This window comes from Pedobacter cryoconitis (assembly GCF_014200605.1).
GTDB classification, from domain to species: Bacteria; Bacteroidota; Bacteroidia; order Sphingobacteriales; family Sphingobacteriaceae; genus Pedobacter; species Pedobacter cryoconitis_B.
Genome location: NZ_JACHCE010000013.1, coordinates 1 through 17144 on the forward strand (window position 1 = coordinate 1; position 17144 = coordinate 17144).

Genomic DNA, 17144 nt, shown 5'->3' on the forward strand with positions numbered 1-17144 from the left:
TACGTTACTTTAACACTGCTCTTACCCTAACGAGTACCCGGACAGTACTCAGGCAGTACCCGGCCGGTATAGATTGATTATTTAGCTATTTTGAAGTTATTTACTAACAACACGGCCTTGTTTCGGCTTGAGTCATTCCCATGCAAATTGAAAGCTTTCAGCGCAACTTCCAGAGCCATCAGAGCATCCCTGATAGCAAAGACTTTCTGTTTAGCGTGTCAGAATTTATGCTTAAAAAGAGTCTGCTCCACAAGTTGATGACTTGATCCGGTAATACTTTGAACACATTTTGAAGATCATTTAATGAGCAAAAGAGGCAATAAAAAATCGGAATCGATGTGTTCGATTCCGGTTAGTAACCCTTACCTTTAACGGAGATCGAACCAAAAATGTCATTTCCTGACAATTGAGGGGCTTTGAAAAATCACCAAAAAACAAAAACCCTCTTTACAATAGAGTAAAGAGGGTTTTTACCCCTTACCGGACTAGATTCGTAAACCCAAACTTCCGCCGTTATTAAAAACTGATATTGTGCGTGTTCTTGATCTCGGCCATCACGAAGGTACTATGCGCGCTGCCGATGCTCTCCACCGAACCCAGTTTATTGAACACAAAATCCTGATAGTGCTTCATGTCCCGGGCAAACACTTTTAAAAAGAAATCATAATCTCCGGAGATATTGTAACATTCAACCACCTCATCGATCTTCAGAATATCCTCTACAAAGCTGTGGCCCACTTTCCGGTCATGCTGTTTGAGTCGGATATTACAGAACACAATAAAACCCTGGTTGAACTTTTCCGGGTCAAGCAGGGCAATGTATTTTTTTATATAACCACTGGTTTCCAATCGCTTTACACGCTGCACCACCGGCGATGGCGTTAAGTTCACTTGCCCGGCCAACTCCTTGATGGTATGACTGGAGTCATTGCCCAGTATCTTTAACAGTTTCAAATCGATCTCATCCAGTTTTTCCATAGCATAAATCACTTTTACAGGACACAAAAGTATAACTTAACCGCATAAAAATCCAACAAAATAGCAATTTAAAGTAATTTTAGCCGAAAAAAAATCATTTATACAGCGTTAATGGCTGTTTATATAACTTTGACCAGAGTTCTAAACTCGTGGTTCTTTGTAGATTTCAACAATCGGAAAGGTTTTACTTAGCGGTGAATTAATAGGGAATCGTGTGCAAATCACGAGCTGTCGCGCAACTGTAAGTAACACAACAAAGGTTTTATCAAGATGGTCACTGTGGCAAACGGGAAGGCTGATAAAACCGTTACAAGTCAGGATACCTGCCTTTACCGAATTGACGATGCTTCCGCGTAAAGAGGTCATTGGTCAGATTGTATAGCTTAAAGGTGCAAACCCTCAATGGTTGACCGCACCCCTTCGTGTATATATCTTTCCCTCAGACCGTTTCTTTACCTGTCGTATCCGGAATAATTAAGAACTTTTTAATGATCATTAACCATTTAAAAAGTTAACAACATGCTAACGCAAAATCTGGGTTACCCGCGCATTGGTAGCCAAAGACAATTGAAAAAAGCCAGCGAGAATTATTGGGCAGGCAAGATCGGTCAGGATGAACTGAACGAAACGGCCCGCAAGATCCGCGAAGAGAACTGGCAAACCCAGCTTGACGCCGGTATCGACCTAATCCCTTGCGACGATTTAAGCTTTTATGACCAGGTGCTGGATACCAGTTTATTTTTAGGCGTTATCCCGCAAAGATATTCGCCTGTGCTGTCACAAGACCAACAATGAGTTGGACCTGCGGCTAAAGAAGCGCGTGAAAAGATCAGCGTATAAGGCACTGTTTAACTGATAATTATAAAACCAAAGTGATCATATCAGAAGATCCGATAATAAACGAAAAGAAATATATGGAAAATATCCAGAATACAATCAAGCAGGATTTCGCGTTCACGCTAAAGAGCACTTGTTTAGATGAAAACTATCACCCCTCAAATCAAACGCGTTTAACAACCAATTTTGCAAACCTGGCCAGAGGAGATAATCGCCAGCAAAACTTACGCAGGGCCTTAAATATGGTTAACAATCGATTCAATGCATTGGCTCATGTGGATAATCCAAAAGCTGACCGTTACCTTGTAGAACTTGAAATCATGACCGTAACGATGAGTATTGATGATAAGAATGGTATTAACGATCTGCCGATGATTGAAGTTTTAAAAACGAATATTTTTGATCGTAAGACTGGCCGGCATATCGAAGGTATTGCCGGAAATAATTTTTCTTCTTATGTGCGTGATTACGATTTCAGTGTTTTATTGATCGATTACAATAAAAATAAATCCAGTTTTTGTGTTCCTGAAAATTTTGGTGATTTGCATGGAAAACTTTATAAGTGTTTTGTGAATTCACCCACTTATAAAGAGTACTTTAAGAAGTCACCAATCATTTGTCTAAGTGTATCAAGCAACAAAACTTATACCCGCACTGAGTATCAGCATCCGGTTCTGGGTTTTGAGTATCTGCAGGATCAGTATTCTCTCACTGATGAATATTTCTCTAAAATGGGCTTAAAAGTCCGTTTTTTCATGCCTCAGAACAGTGTGGCACCGATGGCTTTTTATCATTCCGGAGATCTGCTGGCTGATTATACTGATCTTGGGCTGATCAGCTCAATCAGCACGATGGAGACTTTCCAGAAGATTTATCGCCCTGAAATCTACAATGCAAATTCAGTAGCCGGGAAAATCTATCAACCTAGTCTTAAACACGAAGATTATTCACTGACCCGCGTGGTTTATGACCGCGAAGAGCGCAGCCGGCTGGCTGTTGAACAGGGTAAATATGCAGAAGAGCATTTCATTAAGCCTTACGAAAGGCTTCTGGAACAATGGTCTGCTAATTTTACCCTTTAATTGATTACAACGCATTAAAATTATACTATGATGAAGAAATTATTATTACCCACCTCTATTGTTGGAAGTTTACCCAAACCTGCCTGGCTTGCACCACCCGAAAAACTTTGGTCACCATGGAAATTAGATGGCGATCAGCTACTTGAAGGGAAACAAGATGCTTTACGCATTTCTCTGCAGGAACAACAATTGGCAGATCTGGATATCATTTGTGACGGCGAGCAGACACGCCAGCATTTTGTAACGACTTTTATCGAGCATTTAAGCGGTGTAGATTTTGAAAATCGTAAAACAGTAAGAATCCGTAACCGTTATGACGCGAGTGTCCCAGTGGTTGTAGGTGAGGTTGCACGTCAAAAAGCAGTTTTTGTTGAAGATGCCAAATTTTTACGTAAACAGACTACCAAGCCTATAAAATGGGCATTGCCAGGCCCGCTGACAATGGTAGATACCTTGTACGACGACCATTATAAAAGCCGGGAAAAATTGGCGTGGGAATTTGCGAAAGCACTCAATGAAGAAGCAAGGGAACTTCAGGACGCAGGGGTAGATATTATCCAGTTTGATGAACCTGCATTTAATGTGTTCTTTGATGAAGTAAACGATTGGGGAATGGCAGCATTAGAAAGAGCCATTGAAGGTTTACACTGTCAAACTGCGGTTCATATTTGCTATGGTTATGGAATACAGGCAAATACTGATTGGAAAAAGACATTAGGTTCAGAGTGGCGACAATATGAAGAAATTTTTCCGAAAATTCAAAAATCTAAAATTGATGTGGTGTCTTTAGAATGCCACAACTCCAATGTGCCTTTAAATTTAATGGAACTTGTTCGCGGTAAAAAAGTAATGGTAGGTGCCATTGATGTGGCAACCAACACTATTGAAACACCAGAAGAAGTAGCTAATACCCTGCGTAAAGCTCTTGAGTTTGTAGATGCAGAAAATCTTTACCCTTCTACAAACTGCGGTATGGCCCCGCTATCTCGAAACGTAGCCAGAGGCAAGTTAAGTGCTTTAAGCGCAGGAGCAGAAATTATACGCAAAGAACTTGGGATTTAGTATTAATTAGAATATGGTTTCCTTGTTTGAAACCTGCTGTCCGTAGAATTTAACAGACTCTGCGGACAGACTAATGAATCCAGAGAATCCATGTTTATCTGCGTAAGATATTTTTGTAACCCTGACTCTACGGAGGAATAATATTTAAAACACATTGAAGAAATTATTAGAAGTACTTAAAAAAGCAGGTTTCGACGGTTTCCTGTTAATGATAGCCACCATGATTCTGATGGCTTATTTTTTGCCAAAGCCAGGCATGGTCAAAGAACCTGTTTCGCTGGAGGAGATTGCCAATGCTGGAGTTTCCTTGATTTTCTTGTTTTATGGCATTCGACTGAGTGTTGAGAAACTAAAAGCCGGACTTTCCAACTGGAAAATGCACATTGTCGCCCAGTTGACAACCTTTTTATTTTTTCCGCTCATTGTTTTGGCATTCCGCCCATTGTTTGTCAATAACGGCTTGGAGATACTTTGGCTGGGTGTATTTTTTCTGGCAGCTTTACCGTCTACAGTATCTTCTTCGGTGGTCATGGTTTCCATCGCCAAGGGAAACATTCCCGCAGCCATTTTCAATGCGAGTATTTCCAGTTTGATCGGAGTAGTGGTTACGCCGCTCTGGGTTGGGCTGTTTATAGCTTCTGCAACAGGTGATTTTGATGTCACTCAAATCGGCTTAAAGTTGATTCTGCAAGTCTTGCTGCCTGTCATCATTGGCATAAGCCTCAATTCACGTTTCGGCGCCATTGCCGAAAAATACAAGAAACAGCTCAAATATTTCGATCAGACAGTTATTCTAACGATTATTTACACGTCGTTTTGTAAGTCATTTTCCGAACATCTTTTTGAAGGCTTCACCGCCCTTGAACTTGCCGGACTCGCTGCAGGGATGATGGCGTTGTTTTTTGCCGTATTCTTTTGTGTCGGACTACTCAGCCGCCTGCTTGGTTTTTCAGATGAAGACCGTATTACTGTCTTATTCTGCGGGTCCAAAAAGTCATTAGTACATGGCACCGTTATGTCAAAAGTACTTTTTCAGCACAGTACTATTACCGGTATCCTATTGCTGCCACTCATGCTTTACCATGCCTTGCAATTGATTGCTGCCAGCATCATTGCTCAACGTATGGCCCGACGAAAAGAAGTGTAATTTTTACAAAGATGTCTTCCGTTGATGATGTGCATCAGCAACAAGTCTAACCAGCGTAGAAGTGTTGGCAAATGAGATTTAGCTGCAAGTCTTTGACCAACAATAACTATTAAAAAAAACGGTATGAAACTTTTAGAAAAAACACAGTTAGGCAATATCAACCTAAAAAATAGAATAGCCATGGCAGCGATGACCAGGGGCCGTACAGACATAAATGGATTAGTGGGTGATATGACCATAACATACTATGCCCAAAGGTCAGGCGCAGGTTTGCTGTTCAGCGAAGCTATCAGGATCAGTGAAGAGGCTACCGGCAGTCCATTAACTCCGGGTATTTTCACGGATCAGCAAATAGAAGCCTGGAAGAAGGTCACAACAGCGGTACATGATAAAGGCGGTGTTATTATAGCCCAGCTTTGGCACACCGGTCGCATGGGGCATTCTATAGACAGGAAAGGCAGACTCCCTTGTGCGCCATCACCCTTGCCCATCCGTGGAATGCAGCATTTTACTTCTCAGGGCAGGAAGGATTTTGAGATACCTCAGGAAATGACGATCCTGGAGATCAAGCAGACCATAAAGGACTATGGCCAGGCCGCAAAAAATGCCGTAGCGGCCGGGTTTGACGGGGTTACTCTTCACGCTTGCAATGGCTATCTGCCCAACCAGTTCTTAGCCGAAAGTGCCAACCAAAGGACGGATGGTTACGGCGGCTGTATCCCGAACAAAGCCCGCTTTGTATTGGAGGTGATGCAGGAATTGATCAGTGCAGTGGGAAGTGAAAAGGTGGGTATTAAAATAGCTCCCTTCCATTCCTATGGTGATATGATACTGGATGACCCTGCGGCTACCTATACCTACCTGATCGAAAAACTGAACGAAATGAACTTTGCCTATGTGGAACTCATGAGGCGAAGTACCAATTTTCCTTCGCCTGAACATTATGCCACTGACGACGAGATCGAATTCTTTGGCAGGAAGATCCGCCAGACAGTTATTGCTAATGCAGGGTATGACAAGGCTTCTGCCGAAGCAGAACTTGAAAAAGGCATTGCAAAGCTTATTTCTTTTGGCAAGCTATACATCGCAAACCCCGACCTGCCCAAACGGTTCGAGAAAAATGCCCCGCTGATTGAGCCTGACAGGGCAACAATGTATGGGGGCGGGAAAAATGGTTATATTGATTATCCACTCTGGGATGAGTAAAATTTCACACAAATAAAAAACAATACAACCTATTAGCAATAAATCATCAACAACAGTCATGCATTAAAAAGTGCATTAAGAGTGTAATTTCGAACATTTGTCCGCCCTTTTTCGGTTTGGATAATTGGAGCAGATTCTAAGCCTTCCACTCCATTCAATGCTTATGGCCTATTTAATTCGCAAATAAGTAGTTAGCTCTATTCCAGAATTTGAAATTACGTTGTTACTTATTCGTTACCGCTTAAATCCGGAACAAGAACATACTTTTGCCACATTGGTTCGACCTTTGTACGGCTGGGGTGATTCGCTTATCCTAACAGGAGATCGAACCATAAATATCTTCGTTCCTAACAAATAGAGAGGGTTTTTAAACAAAAAACCCCTTTTTACTTGCGTAAAAAGGGGGTGTACCCAGTGCCGGAGTCGAACCGGCACGGTTTCCCACAGGTGTTTGAGACCAGCGCGTCTACCAATTCCGCCAACTGGGCATTGCTTATTCAGCGGGATGCAAATCTATATATTCAAGCCAATATATCCAAGACTTATTTTCAAAATAATCCCTGCCTTTATGCTTTAACCTGACCTACAGGCTCTTCCTTTAACTTTTTATCTACATAAAAAGGTGCAAAAGGCAATAATGAAGCTAAAAACACCAGAATCGTCTTTCCAAATTTCCATTTATATTCCATAAAGCACATGATGACCATAACTACATAAAACATAAACAGCACGCCATGCGCCCATCCTGTATATTTCACAGCTAAAGGCATGTTCGCAAAATACTTCAATGGCATAGCAACAAAAATCAGTGCGATGTAAGAAATACCTTCAGCAACTGCTACTTTTCTAAAAAGGGATAAAGTGCTCATAAATTCAGATTTCCCCAAAAATAGAAAAACCGGGACAGCAATGCCCGGTTATCTTTATTTTTTACATTGAAGGGACACCTATCCCCTATTCCAGCTTAAGCAAGCTATCATTGATCCTGTTCAAATATTTCTTTCTATAATACAAATCCTTTACAGCAGACAGTATCGTAGCCTCAGCGTCTTTATTCTGCGCATCAAAGGCAATGAACAAACGATCCAGTTCCAGCTGCATAGCTGAAGCAATTTTTTCTACTTCTTTTTTGATATTTTCCAGCTTAACCGCATCCGGCTCAAACTGTAATTCCATCAAAGCCTCATTTACATCCATCATTTCCATCAGGAAATCCTGGGGCAGAGAATAATTCTCCCCCTCTGTCAGTATCCCTTTTAATTCAAGAATATAATGAAGACGCTTCTGCGGATCGCTCAGTACCTGGTAAGCTTTATTATTGAGTGTAGATAATTCCAGTACCTCATCCTGCTTTTCAGTAGAATGATTGATATAAAAATCAGGATGAAACTTTTTACTCAGCGCATAAAATTGCTGTTTGACCAGTCCGGCATCCGGATTAAATGATACCGGAAGGTTATAAAACTCAAAATAGTTCATGGCCGCTACTGGATAAAGGCTTTGAAAATATCGTTACCGAGCACAAATACCATTAAACTCAGCAGGATTACAAAACCAACCATTTGTGCGCCTTCCAGGAATTTATCACTTACAGGTTTTCCTTTGATCATTTCAACAATCAGAAAGACCACATGTCCACCATCTAATGCAGGAATTGGCAATAAGTTCATAAACGCAAGCGCAATAGAAATTAAAGCTGTAGAAGCCCAGAAATGTGACCAGATCCAAACCCCGCCATAAACCTTTTGTGCTAATGCAACCGGGCCGGCAAAAGCTTTATTCGCTTTAATCTTACCAGTTAATACTTTCCATATCCCTTTTCCATTATCTGTAAATGTAATCCATGCCTGATTTACACCAATTGGCAATGCTTCAAAGAAACCATAATTAACTGTTTCAAACTTAATCTGATTTGGATTAAAAGCTATACCAATTGTTCCTACGCTATCCGTATTCACTTCGAAATTCATTTTCTCTGTTCCACGTAAAGCTTCAACAACTACTTTTTTGCTCTTCTCCTTTTTCAATTCTCTGCGCATATCCGCATCAAACTTCACAGGTATGTTGTTAACAGCTATAATCCGGTCACCTTTTTGCATACCTGCTTTAGCAGCAGAACGGCCAGCCAGAACAGTATCAATAACCGGGCTCAATAATGGGGTACGGCTGATAAATTCTTCCAGACCAAGATCTGCAACCTTATTTAAAAGATTATCGGGAACTTTGATATCCAGAGTTTTACCATCACGGACAACAGTCAGGTTTGTATTGTCCAATAATACTTTTGAACTGGTCAGTTCATCAAAACGGATAACTTTTTTACCATTTACCGCAATAATGTGGTCACCTTGTTTCAATCCGATTCCCATTCCTATACTTCCAGGATTAATCCCATTCTTTACAGAACTGTTTGGAATAAAGGTTTCGCCGAATTTGAAGGTTAACATCCAGAAAATGAAAATACCAACCACAATGTTTACAATAATACCTGCAAGCATAACGATTAAGCGCTGCCATGCTGGTTTAGATCTGAATTCCCATGGCTGAGGAGGCAACGCCATCTGCTCTTTATCCATAGATTCATCTATCATTCCGGCAATTTTCACATAACCACCCAAAGGCAGCCATCCAATTCCATACTCTACGCCACCACGTTTGATGCTGAATAATTTCACACCCCATGCGTCAAAAAACAGATAGAATTTCTCAACTTTAATACCGAAGGCACGCGCCGCAAGAAAATGTCCTAATTCGTGCAAGATTACTAATATTGATAATCCCAGTAACAACTGGGCAACCATAATTAATCCGTTCATATTTTATATCGTGTTTTACTTTTGAATATTAGATCGCTAAATGTTTTTTTGTTACTAACTGACGGGCAAATATACGCGTATGCTGGTCAGTTTCTAAATAATTGTTCAGGCTGGGCTCCTGAATAAAGGTCAGATCAGACATACACTGCTCAATTACATCGCTCATTTCGAGAAATCCGATGCGGTCATTCAGGAATGCATCTACAACCACTTCATTGGCTGCATTGATAATACAAGGCATATTTCCGCCTCTTTTAAGTGCTGTATAGGCCAGACCAAGGTTACGGAAAGTATCCATATCAGGTTTATAAAACGTTAACTCAGGATAATCCATGAAATTAAAACGTGGAAATTTACTTTCTATTCTCTTTGGATAAGCCATAGAATAGTGAATAGGCAGTTTCATATCCGGTACCCCCATTTGTGCTTTCATTGATCCATCATTAAATTGTACGATAGAATGAATCACAGACTGAGGATGTACAATCACATCGATCTGACTGATATCCAGATTAAACAACCATTTGGCCTCAATTACTTCCAGCCCCTTGTTCATCAGGGTAGCAGAATCAATTGTGATTTTTGAGCCCATCACCCAGTTAGGATGCTTTAAAGCTTGTTCTTTCTTAACCTTTTCTACAAAACTGCGGTCTTTGCCTCTGAAAGGCCCGCCAGAAGCTGTGATATATATTTTTTCAATAGTATCCAGGTCTTCACCAACCAGGCATTGAAAGATAGCAGAGTGTTCAGAATCTACCGGGATAATGGTTACCCCATTTTCTATAGCCAGTTGCGTGATCAGTTCACCTGCAACCACAAGTGTCTCTTTATTGGCTAACCCAATATTTTTTTTCGCTTTTATTGCAGCAATTGTAGGTCTTAAACCTACGGACCCCATAATTGCAGTCAGCACGAAATCTGCAGCAGGTAAAGAAGCTGCTTCACAAAGCGCGTCTTCCCCGCAAAGCACATTTATCCCTTGAGCTGAAAGTACGTTTTTCACCTGAGCATACCCGCTATCATCGCCAATTACAACCAGTTCAGGTTTAAATTCAAGGGCCTGCTGAATAAGCAGGTCTGCATTTGCATTTGCTGTCAGCGCACTTACCTTATATAATTCAGGATTCGCACGGATGACATCCAGTGCCTGGGTACCAACAGATCCTGTGGACCCCAGTATTGCTATATTTTTCAAATTGTATTCATCAAATTAATCAGGCTGTCTGCAATCTTTCTATCGTTAGACAGACGGGGAACTTTATTCTGCCCCCCCAGCTTACCTTCAGAACGCATATAAGTTACAAATGCGTCTTTTTGTAAGGTCCGAATAACCAGTGGCTGCAGAATTTTGCCTTCAATGAGGTCAAAGTAGTAAATATTTTTTTGTTGTAATGCCTTATCTACTTTTTTACTAAAGGCATGAAGATCTTCAGGAGCCTTAGAAAATTCTATAAACCATTCATGGTAAGGTAATTCTCCGGCATCAGGATTCACCTGGGGGGCTACAGTAAATTCTGTAATTCCTACCCCCTGTTCATTGGCAACTGATAAAAGAGCCTGTTCAACCTCTTCTCCGATTACATGTTCACCAAAAGCTGAAATAAAATGTTTAATCCGGCCGGTCACGTAAATCTTATAAGGATTCTTAGAGACAAATTTAACCGTATCACCAATACTATAACCCCACAATCCAGCATTGGTATTTAATATCAAAGCATAGTTTTTATCCAGTTCAACTTCTTCCAGACTCAAACGTGCAGGGTTATCATTATAGTATTCATCGGCAGGGATAAATTCATAAAACATACCCGCTTTAGCCAGCAGCAGCAGACTTTTATCCTGCTGACTATCCTGATAGGCGATAAATCCTTCAGAAGCCGGATAAGTCTCTATGGAATCAATCTTTCTGCCTATACTATTTTCAATTTTTGCACGGTAAGGTTCATAATTTACCCCTCCATAAACAAAAAGCTGAAAGTTCTTAAAGATTTCTTTAATCTGTTTACCACCCGATTTTTCTATCAGCCTATCAAAATACATCTGTACCCAGGGTGGAATCCCTGATATCAGTGTCATATCCTGATGATAAGTTTCGCTGACAATAGCATCTACCTTTTCTTCCCAGTCTTCAATGCAGTTGGTCTGATAAGATGGCAATCTGTTTTTTTGTAAATAAGCAGGGACAAGATTGGCAACAATGCCAGACAAACGGCCTACTTTAATTCCGTTTTTTTCAGTCATTACAGGACTTCCCTGTAAAAATATCATTTTACCATTTACAAAGTCAGCATTTCCGGTTTCATGTATATAAGTCAGCAATGCATTGCGTGCAGCTTTAAGATGCTCTGGCATTGACTCTTTAGAAATAGGAATGTATTTTGCCCCGGAAGTCGTACCGGAAGTTTTTGCAAAGTAAGCGGGTTTCCCCTTCCACATCACATCTTTCTCTCCAGCTACAACCCTGTCAATATAAGGCCTCAACTGCTCATAATCCCTTATCGGAACCTGTTTCTTGAAATCTTCGTAATTTTTTACAGATGAAAATTGATGGTCTTTACCGAAAGCAGTATTCTTTGCCGAATCGATTAACTGCAGGAGCGTCTCCTTTTGTGCAGTTACCGCATCTTTTTTCCATTTATTTACCCCTTTTACAATAAAGGCCGCAAACGGTTTACTTAATGCCGCTTTTAATCCCATAAACTGTGTTAGACTATGTTATGAATAATATCATTCTCATCACCTCTGTAAGCGCCCATCATCATTCTATAAGCGATGGTTAAAGCTACACTGGATAAAGGAACAATAATAAATGAGCTCAATATGTTTACAAAAAAAGCAATTACCGGCCATTGCAGGTAATTCAAAAATAAATACAATACATGAAATCCACCTAAAACAAGTAATAACATGACTATTTTGGTGAAATTTCCTTTAGTAATGGCCAGACTGAATTTTAAAGAGCCAAATGGCGGCTGATTCTTATCAATGATAAAGAAAGGAAAAAATGAAATACGTACCCAGGTAATAAATATAGCTACAATACCTACCGATACCGCAATATTGGTAATCACAGCCAACTTAATCCCTGTATAGATAAATGGAAAAGCGACCAGAATAACCACTGCATAAACACCGATAATAACCAGCATAAAGTAAAACATCCCCATAATAAACCGGATGATTTGCTGACGGGTAGGCAATGTGCTGACAATACTTACATCTTTCTCCTCATTATCGAGCAGATGAAATATGTATTTCAACAAAGACAGATTGATTGTAAAATACAATAAAGCAAAAAAGAAGGCCATTAATATGCTTAACCCTTTATTGACATCTTTCAGAAAGAATGCCATTAAACTGGATGCATTAGAAGTAATGAACATCAGAAAACATAAAGTAGCAATGGAAAAATAATTCCTCTTTGTTACTTCCCAGGCTTTGCGGATAACTACATTCACTATAAATGTGCTCTCCTTTAAAAAGTTTATCATTGTTTTTTAAGTACTATTCTTTTGAAAAAATCTTGTATAAATCCTAATCCGTAAGCTGTCAATTGTATGAATGAGGAAATAATACTCAAAAATGCAACTTTCAACGATTTATTAAGCACCAGCGAATGAAAAAATATCAGCATAAAGTATACCAGAAGAAAAATATTCCCCAAATATGCCAGAGGCGGATAAATTATGTTCAATAATAAAACAGATATGATACCTAAAGTGAATACAGCCGGAAAAAAATGCACCAATTTCAGCTCAGAAGGAAAATGCTTATAGATATTAATTCGGGCACGGCCAAAAAAGTGAATTTGCTTATAAAACTGGAACATACTTGTTCTTCGTTTATGAAAAACCTTAGCGCCGGGAATCAATCCGATCTTAAATCCACTCTGATGAATCCGGATACTATATTCAATATCCTCTCCCAGCCTGGTTAATTTAAAACCACCGACTTTTTCCCAGACCTTTCTGGAAACCCCCATATTGAAACTGCGCGGATGAAACTGACCAACATGTTTTTTATTTCCCCTGATCCCGCCAGTGGTAAAAACTGAAGTCATCCCATAACTGATCGCTTTCTGTACCGGGGTAAAACTATCATGAGCTGCATCCGGGCCGCCATAGGCATCAAGATCATGGTCATATAAATAATCTTTAACAGTTTCCAGGTAATCGTGCGGAATCAGACAATCAGAATCAAAAATGATAAAGTAATCACCTTTTGCTCTTTCAAAACCATAATTTCTGGCAAAGCCCTGCCCTTCGTTTGGTTTGAAGAAATATTTAATATCCAGTTTATCTGCATACCTGTTTACAATTTCCTTTGCTGTTAATGAAGATCCGTCTTCAATCACAACAACTTCAAATTGCGTATAAGTTTGCAGACAAAGTGTGGCCAGCAGTTCGTCAATCTCCTGCGGCCTGTTATATAAAGGAATGATGATCGAGAAAAACATGATTAAAGAATTTCTTTTTCTATCAGATATTTATTGCGTTCAGTTGCATTTCTGGTAACCAGTTCAGCCACAAATCCGGTAAGGAAAAGTTGTGAGCCTACAATAATAGCCACTAATGCAATATAAAATCCTGGCTGTTCAGTAACCTCTCTTCTGATTGGCAGATTCATGGAGATATGGTATAATTTCTCCCCGATAATCCACAGTGCCATGATGGTTCCGATCATAAAACTCAGTACACCCAATGAACCAAAGAAGTGCATTGGTCTTTTACCAAATTTCCCAACAAAGAATATAGACAATAAGTCCAGGAAGCCATTGATAAAACGACTGAAACCAAATTTAGTCACCCCGTATTTACGTGCCCGGTGTTCTACAACCTGCTCTCCGATTTTTTTAAATCCCGCCCATTTAGCAATTACCGGGATATAACGGTGCATTTCGCCATAAACCTCTATAGTTTTCACTACATCAGAGCGATATGCTTTTAAACCACAATTGAAATCATTCAACTGTATCCCGGACATCTTACGTGTCGCAGCATTGAATAATTTAGTAGGAATGGTTTTGGTGATCGGGTCGTAACGTTTCTTTTTCCATCCGGAGATGAGATCAAATTTCTCTTCCCTGATTCTGCGGTATAACTCTGGAATTTCATCCGGGCTATCCTGTAAATCAGCATCCATCGTGATAATTACATCACCCTGAGAAGCTTCAAAAGCTACATTCAGCGCAGCAGATTTTCCGTAGTTACGTCTGAACTTAATCGCTTTTACAGCAGGATAAGTCTTTTTCAATTCCTCAATTACTTGCCATGACGTATCTGTACTACCATCATCAACAAAAAGGATCTCATAAGAAAAATTATTGGCGTCCATCACCCTGGCAATCCAGGTGGTCAGTTCGGGCAATGATTCGTCTTCGTTAAATAAGGGAATGACAACAGAAATATCCATGCAGGTATAATGTGTATTAAAAATAACGTGCAAATTTTATCAATTAAAATGATAAAACCTGCACGTTTAAAATTTATCTTGTTATTTGACCAGCTTAAAAAGCCCGTTTAAGATTTAAACAGACTAGACAGCAGGGTTCTCTTTTTTCAGTATTGCAGCCCCGATAAGGCTAAGGACCAATCCGAAAATAGTATAAGTCATGGCTGCACCAAAACCTATAAATATTGCTAAATAAGGTTTCATCATTGCTGCTCCCTTAGCTGCTTTCTCATTATCTCCGGCCTTTTCAACAGCCATATCAACAGCATGGTCCAGAGCTGTAGGATCAAGTACTTTATAATACAGAACAAATAATACAGCAATAAATAAACCTGAATAGGCCGCAACCTTAAAGCCAGCCGAAAAAGCCCTGCCAAAAGTGATATAACCACCAAGTTCAGTTTTATGTCTTGTCTGGGCATATAAAATGGCCAGAATAAAAGGGACATAAGAACAGATCATACTGATAATCCTGGTTGGAACACTAATATGCTCATCCTGCGTATCAATATTCAGCAGCTTAAAGATAAAAACCAGTGCCAATGTATATAATGAAAATGCGATAGCTGCCTGGAAAGCAACTTTATTCGGTTTAATTTCTAGTTGTCTTAATTGTTGTTCCATAAAACCCTGGTTAGTTTTTTTCGTTAAAAACAGCAATTAAAGCATATACCGAAGTATCAAATTCTTTATTAGCGCTGAACTCTTCCAAATCTTTAAATGCCTGTTCATTTGCTTTTGGCTGATTGAAGAAACTCATAAACGGAACAAATAATTCTTCCATTTCTTCTCCAAGCTCGATCATTGCTTTATGGCTGATGATATCTTCAATACTGCTATCTGCTAACTGCTGATTGCTGATCAGATCTTCGTAGATATGGAATTCATCCTGGAATTCATCTTCTTCTACTAATAAGAATTCTCTTAAGAAATCACCCAGTTCTGGTTTGATCTGCTCATCATGGCACTCATTGATGTATAACAACAGGTTTAATAATTCTGTTCCACGATCAATCGTATCTTCTTCGATATCTGCCCACTCATCTGTATCCAGGTAATCTTCTTCCAGTTTCTTGATATCACTTGCAAAGAAGTTAATCATCAATAAATCGAAATAAACCTCTCTCAGCTCATCAAAAGCCGGGTATTCATCAAATACACCATCAAATTCTTCTACCTTTTCTAAAAAGCCCAGGTCTTTGTTAAAAACATCCAGCAAATCCTGTTGTAATTTTAAAGAATCATTACCTGAAAGTGCTGCAAATTTATCTAATGAGGCTACAAGAGCACTCTGTACTTTACTATCCATATACTTGAAATTGATTGTTATTGTAAACGAGTTGAACTTTCCCTGTAAGGGTTTGATTTAATAAGGGGGTGTTTCTCGACTTCGAAAAATTAGTAGTGCTATTGTATTCCCATTTCTCTGTCAGACCGAAAAGTACAAAATTAGCCTCTTCGCCGGCTGCAATAACAGGTACTGACAGTTTAAGTAATTTACGCGGATTAATGGAAAGTTTTTCAACAATCTGCGCAGCATCCAGTCCGGCTTTGACCAGTAAAGGCAATACGGTCTGTAAAGCAATAATCCCATAGGCTGCAATCTCAAATTCCACATTCTTAAATTCAGGTTCATGCGGACGGTGTTGTGAAGAAATAGCATCTATCGTACCGTCCTTTAATCCTGCCAGTAAGGCTTTAATATCTGATTTTCCACGCAGCGGCGGTTTAATTTTATAATTGCTGTCGAAATCATTCAGCAGTTCTTCTGTGAAGACCAGATGGTGAGCAGCAACATCACAAGAGATCTGCACACCGTCTTTTTTCGCTTTTTTAATCAGCGCAACAGCACCTGCTGTAGAAATATTGGTGATATGTACAGGCGCCTGATGATAAGCAGCCAGAAAGATATCTCTTGAGATATGCATTTCTTCGGCCAGTGCAGGCACTCCCTTCATGCCAAGCAGTACGCTTGTTTTACTTTCATTCACCTGAGATTTACCAGCGATTGCCTTATTTTCAGGATGTACCATCAATAAACCATCAATGCCTTTGCAATATTGCAATGCACGGCTCATAAACCCATCATCTGTGATCGGTCTGGTCCCGTCAGTAAAAGCAATTGCTCCTGCCTGCTGCATATCAAAAAGCTCTGCCATTTCTTTACCTTCCAGGTCATGACTGATTGCACCAAGCGGATAAACATCTACCAGGTTATTTTTTGATTTATTGATTATATATTCTACTTCTGCTTTGGAATGTACTACAGGTTTAGTATGCGGTAAAACAGCAAGACCAGTAAAACCTCCTGCCTGTGCAGCAGCAGTAGCTGTTTTTATATCTTCTTTGGTCTCAAAGCCCGGATCTCCAATAGAACAGTTCAGGTCAAAAAACCCTGGTGCAAGAAAAGCTCCTTTACCATTGATTAATGTTTCATTTTCCAATGGTTTTAAAGTAGGCTCAATCTCAGCGATTTTTCCCTGTACCACACGAACATCACAGATTTTCTGGTTATGCTGACTATTCGGATCGGTAATGGTTACGCCTGTGAGGAGAAGGTTCATG

At 39.8% G+C, this 17144-nt stretch carries 17 protein-coding genes, 1 tRNA gene and 1 riboswitch; of the genes, 5 read left to right on the forward strand and 13 right to left on the reverse strand.

Annotation, left to right across the window (positions count from 1 at the left end; genetic code table 11):
• Positions 1–516 precede the first annotated feature (516 nt).
• On the reverse strand, positions 517–978 hold the full coding sequence (locus HDE68_RS25200; RefSeq protein WP_183885296.1) for an Lrp/AsnC family transcriptional regulator: 462 nt from the start codon (positions 976–978) through the stop codon (positions 517–519).
• Between the two features lie 162 nt (positions 979–1140).
• A riboswitch (cobalamin riboswitch) is annotated at positions 1141–1324 on the forward strand.
• Between the two features lie 173 nt (positions 1325–1497).
• On the opposite strand from HDE68_RS25200, the gene HDE68_RS25205 reads away from it, so the two are divergent.
• The 5 genes from HDE68_RS25205 (at position 1498) to HDE68_RS25225 (ending at position 6312) form a co-directional block, all read left to right on the forward strand.
• Positions 1498–1773, forward strand: a complete 276-nt coding sequence (locus HDE68_RS25205) for a hypothetical protein (protein WP_183885298.1) — start codon at positions 1498–1500, stop codon at positions 1771–1773.
• A 119-nt stretch (positions 1774–1892) separates the two neighbouring features.
• Positions 1893–2897 (forward strand): DUF1852 domain-containing protein, encoded by a 1005-nt coding sequence (locus HDE68_RS25210; protein ID WP_183885300.1) that lies wholly within the window; start codon positions 1893–1895, stop codon positions 2895–2897.
• Between the two features lie 27 nt (positions 2898–2924).
• Entirely contained in the window at positions 2925–3959 is a 1035-nt protein-coding gene (locus tag HDE68_RS25215) for a methionine synthase (RefSeq protein WP_221300958.1), read from the forward strand.
• Between the two features lie 154 nt (positions 3960–4113).
• Positions 4114–5106: a bile acid:sodium symporter family protein gene (locus HDE68_RS25220; RefSeq protein ID WP_183885302.1), complete on the forward strand. Its 993-nt coding sequence runs from the start codon at positions 4114–4116 to the stop codon at positions 5104–5106.
• Positions 5107–5229: 123 nt separating this feature from the next.
• Positions 5230–6312, forward strand: coding sequence for an alkene reductase (locus HDE68_RS25225; protein WP_183885304.1), 1083 nt, complete (start codon positions 5230–5232; stop codon positions 6310–6312).
• 408 nt (positions 6313–6720) lie between these two features.
• On the opposite strand, the gene HDE68_RS25230 is transcribed toward HDE68_RS25225, so the two are convergent.
• The 12 genes from HDE68_RS25230 to HDE68_RS25285 all read right to left on the reverse strand — a co-directional run bounded on the left by HDE68_RS25230 (position 6721) and on the right by HDE68_RS25285 (position 17143).
• Positions 6721–6800 (reverse strand) — tRNA-Leu (locus tag HDE68_RS25230).
• Between the two features lie 78 nt (positions 6801–6878).
• Entirely contained in the window at positions 6879–7181 is a 303-nt protein-coding gene (locus HDE68_RS25235; protein WP_183885306.1) for a DUF3817 domain-containing protein, read from the reverse strand.
• Positions 7182–7266: 85 nt separating this feature from the next.
• Positions 7267–7791: a Fe-S protein assembly co-chaperone HscB gene (hscB, locus tag HDE68_RS25240; RefSeq protein WP_183885308.1), complete on the reverse strand. Its 525-nt coding sequence runs from the start codon at positions 7789–7791 to the stop codon at positions 7267–7269.
• 5 nt (positions 7792–7796) lie between these two features.
• Positions 7797–9128: an RIP metalloprotease RseP gene (rseP, locus tag HDE68_RS25245; protein ID WP_183885310.1), complete on the reverse strand. Its 1332-nt coding sequence runs from the start codon at positions 9126–9128 to the stop codon at positions 7797–7799.
• Positions 9129–9156: 28 nt separating this feature from the next.
• Positions 9157–10323 (reverse strand): 1-deoxy-D-xylulose-5-phosphate reductoisomerase, encoded by a 1167-nt coding sequence (locus tag HDE68_RS25250; protein ID WP_183885312.1) that lies wholly within the window; start codon positions 10321–10323, stop codon positions 9157–9159.
• Positions 10320–11825, reverse strand: a complete 1506-nt coding sequence (locus HDE68_RS25255) for a GH3 auxin-responsive promoter family protein (protein ID WP_183885314.1) — start codon at positions 11823–11825, stop codon at positions 10320–10322. The genes HDE68_RS25250 and HDE68_RS25255 overlap by 4 nt, the downstream gene beginning before the upstream one ends.
• Before the next feature lie 8 nt (positions 11826–11833).
• Complete coding sequence (locus HDE68_RS25260; RefSeq protein WP_183885316.1) at positions 11834–12619, reverse strand: hypothetical protein; 786 nt, start codon at positions 12617–12619, stop codon at positions 11834–11836.
• Positions 12616–13584, reverse strand: a complete 969-nt coding sequence (locus tag HDE68_RS25265; RefSeq protein ID WP_183885318.1) for a glycosyltransferase — start codon at positions 13582–13584, stop codon at positions 12616–12618. The genes HDE68_RS25260 and HDE68_RS25265 overlap by 4 nt, the downstream gene beginning before the upstream one ends.
• Positions 13585–13586: 2 nt before the next feature.
• A complete protein-coding gene (locus HDE68_RS25270) occupies positions 13587–14540 on the reverse strand; it encodes a glycosyltransferase family 2 protein (protein ID WP_183885320.1) in 954 nt (317 codons plus the stop codon).
• 123 nt (positions 14541–14663) lie between these two features.
• Complete coding sequence (locus HDE68_RS25275) at positions 14664–15203, reverse strand: DUF4199 domain-containing protein (RefSeq protein ID WP_183885322.1); 540 nt, start codon at positions 15201–15203, stop codon at positions 14664–14666.
• Between the two features lie 10 nt (positions 15204–15213).
• Positions 15214–15888 carry a hypothetical protein gene (locus tag HDE68_RS25280; RefSeq protein ID WP_183885324.1) on the reverse strand — a complete coding sequence of 225 codons (675 nt, stop codon included), beginning with the start codon at positions 15886–15888 and terminating at the stop codon, positions 15214–15216.
• Positions 15881–17143, reverse strand: a complete 1263-nt coding sequence (locus HDE68_RS25285; RefSeq protein ID WP_183885326.1) for a dihydroorotase — start codon at positions 17141–17143, stop codon at positions 15881–15883. The genes HDE68_RS25280 and HDE68_RS25285 overlap by 8 nt, the downstream gene beginning before the upstream one ends.
• Position 17144 lies beyond the last annotated feature (1 nt).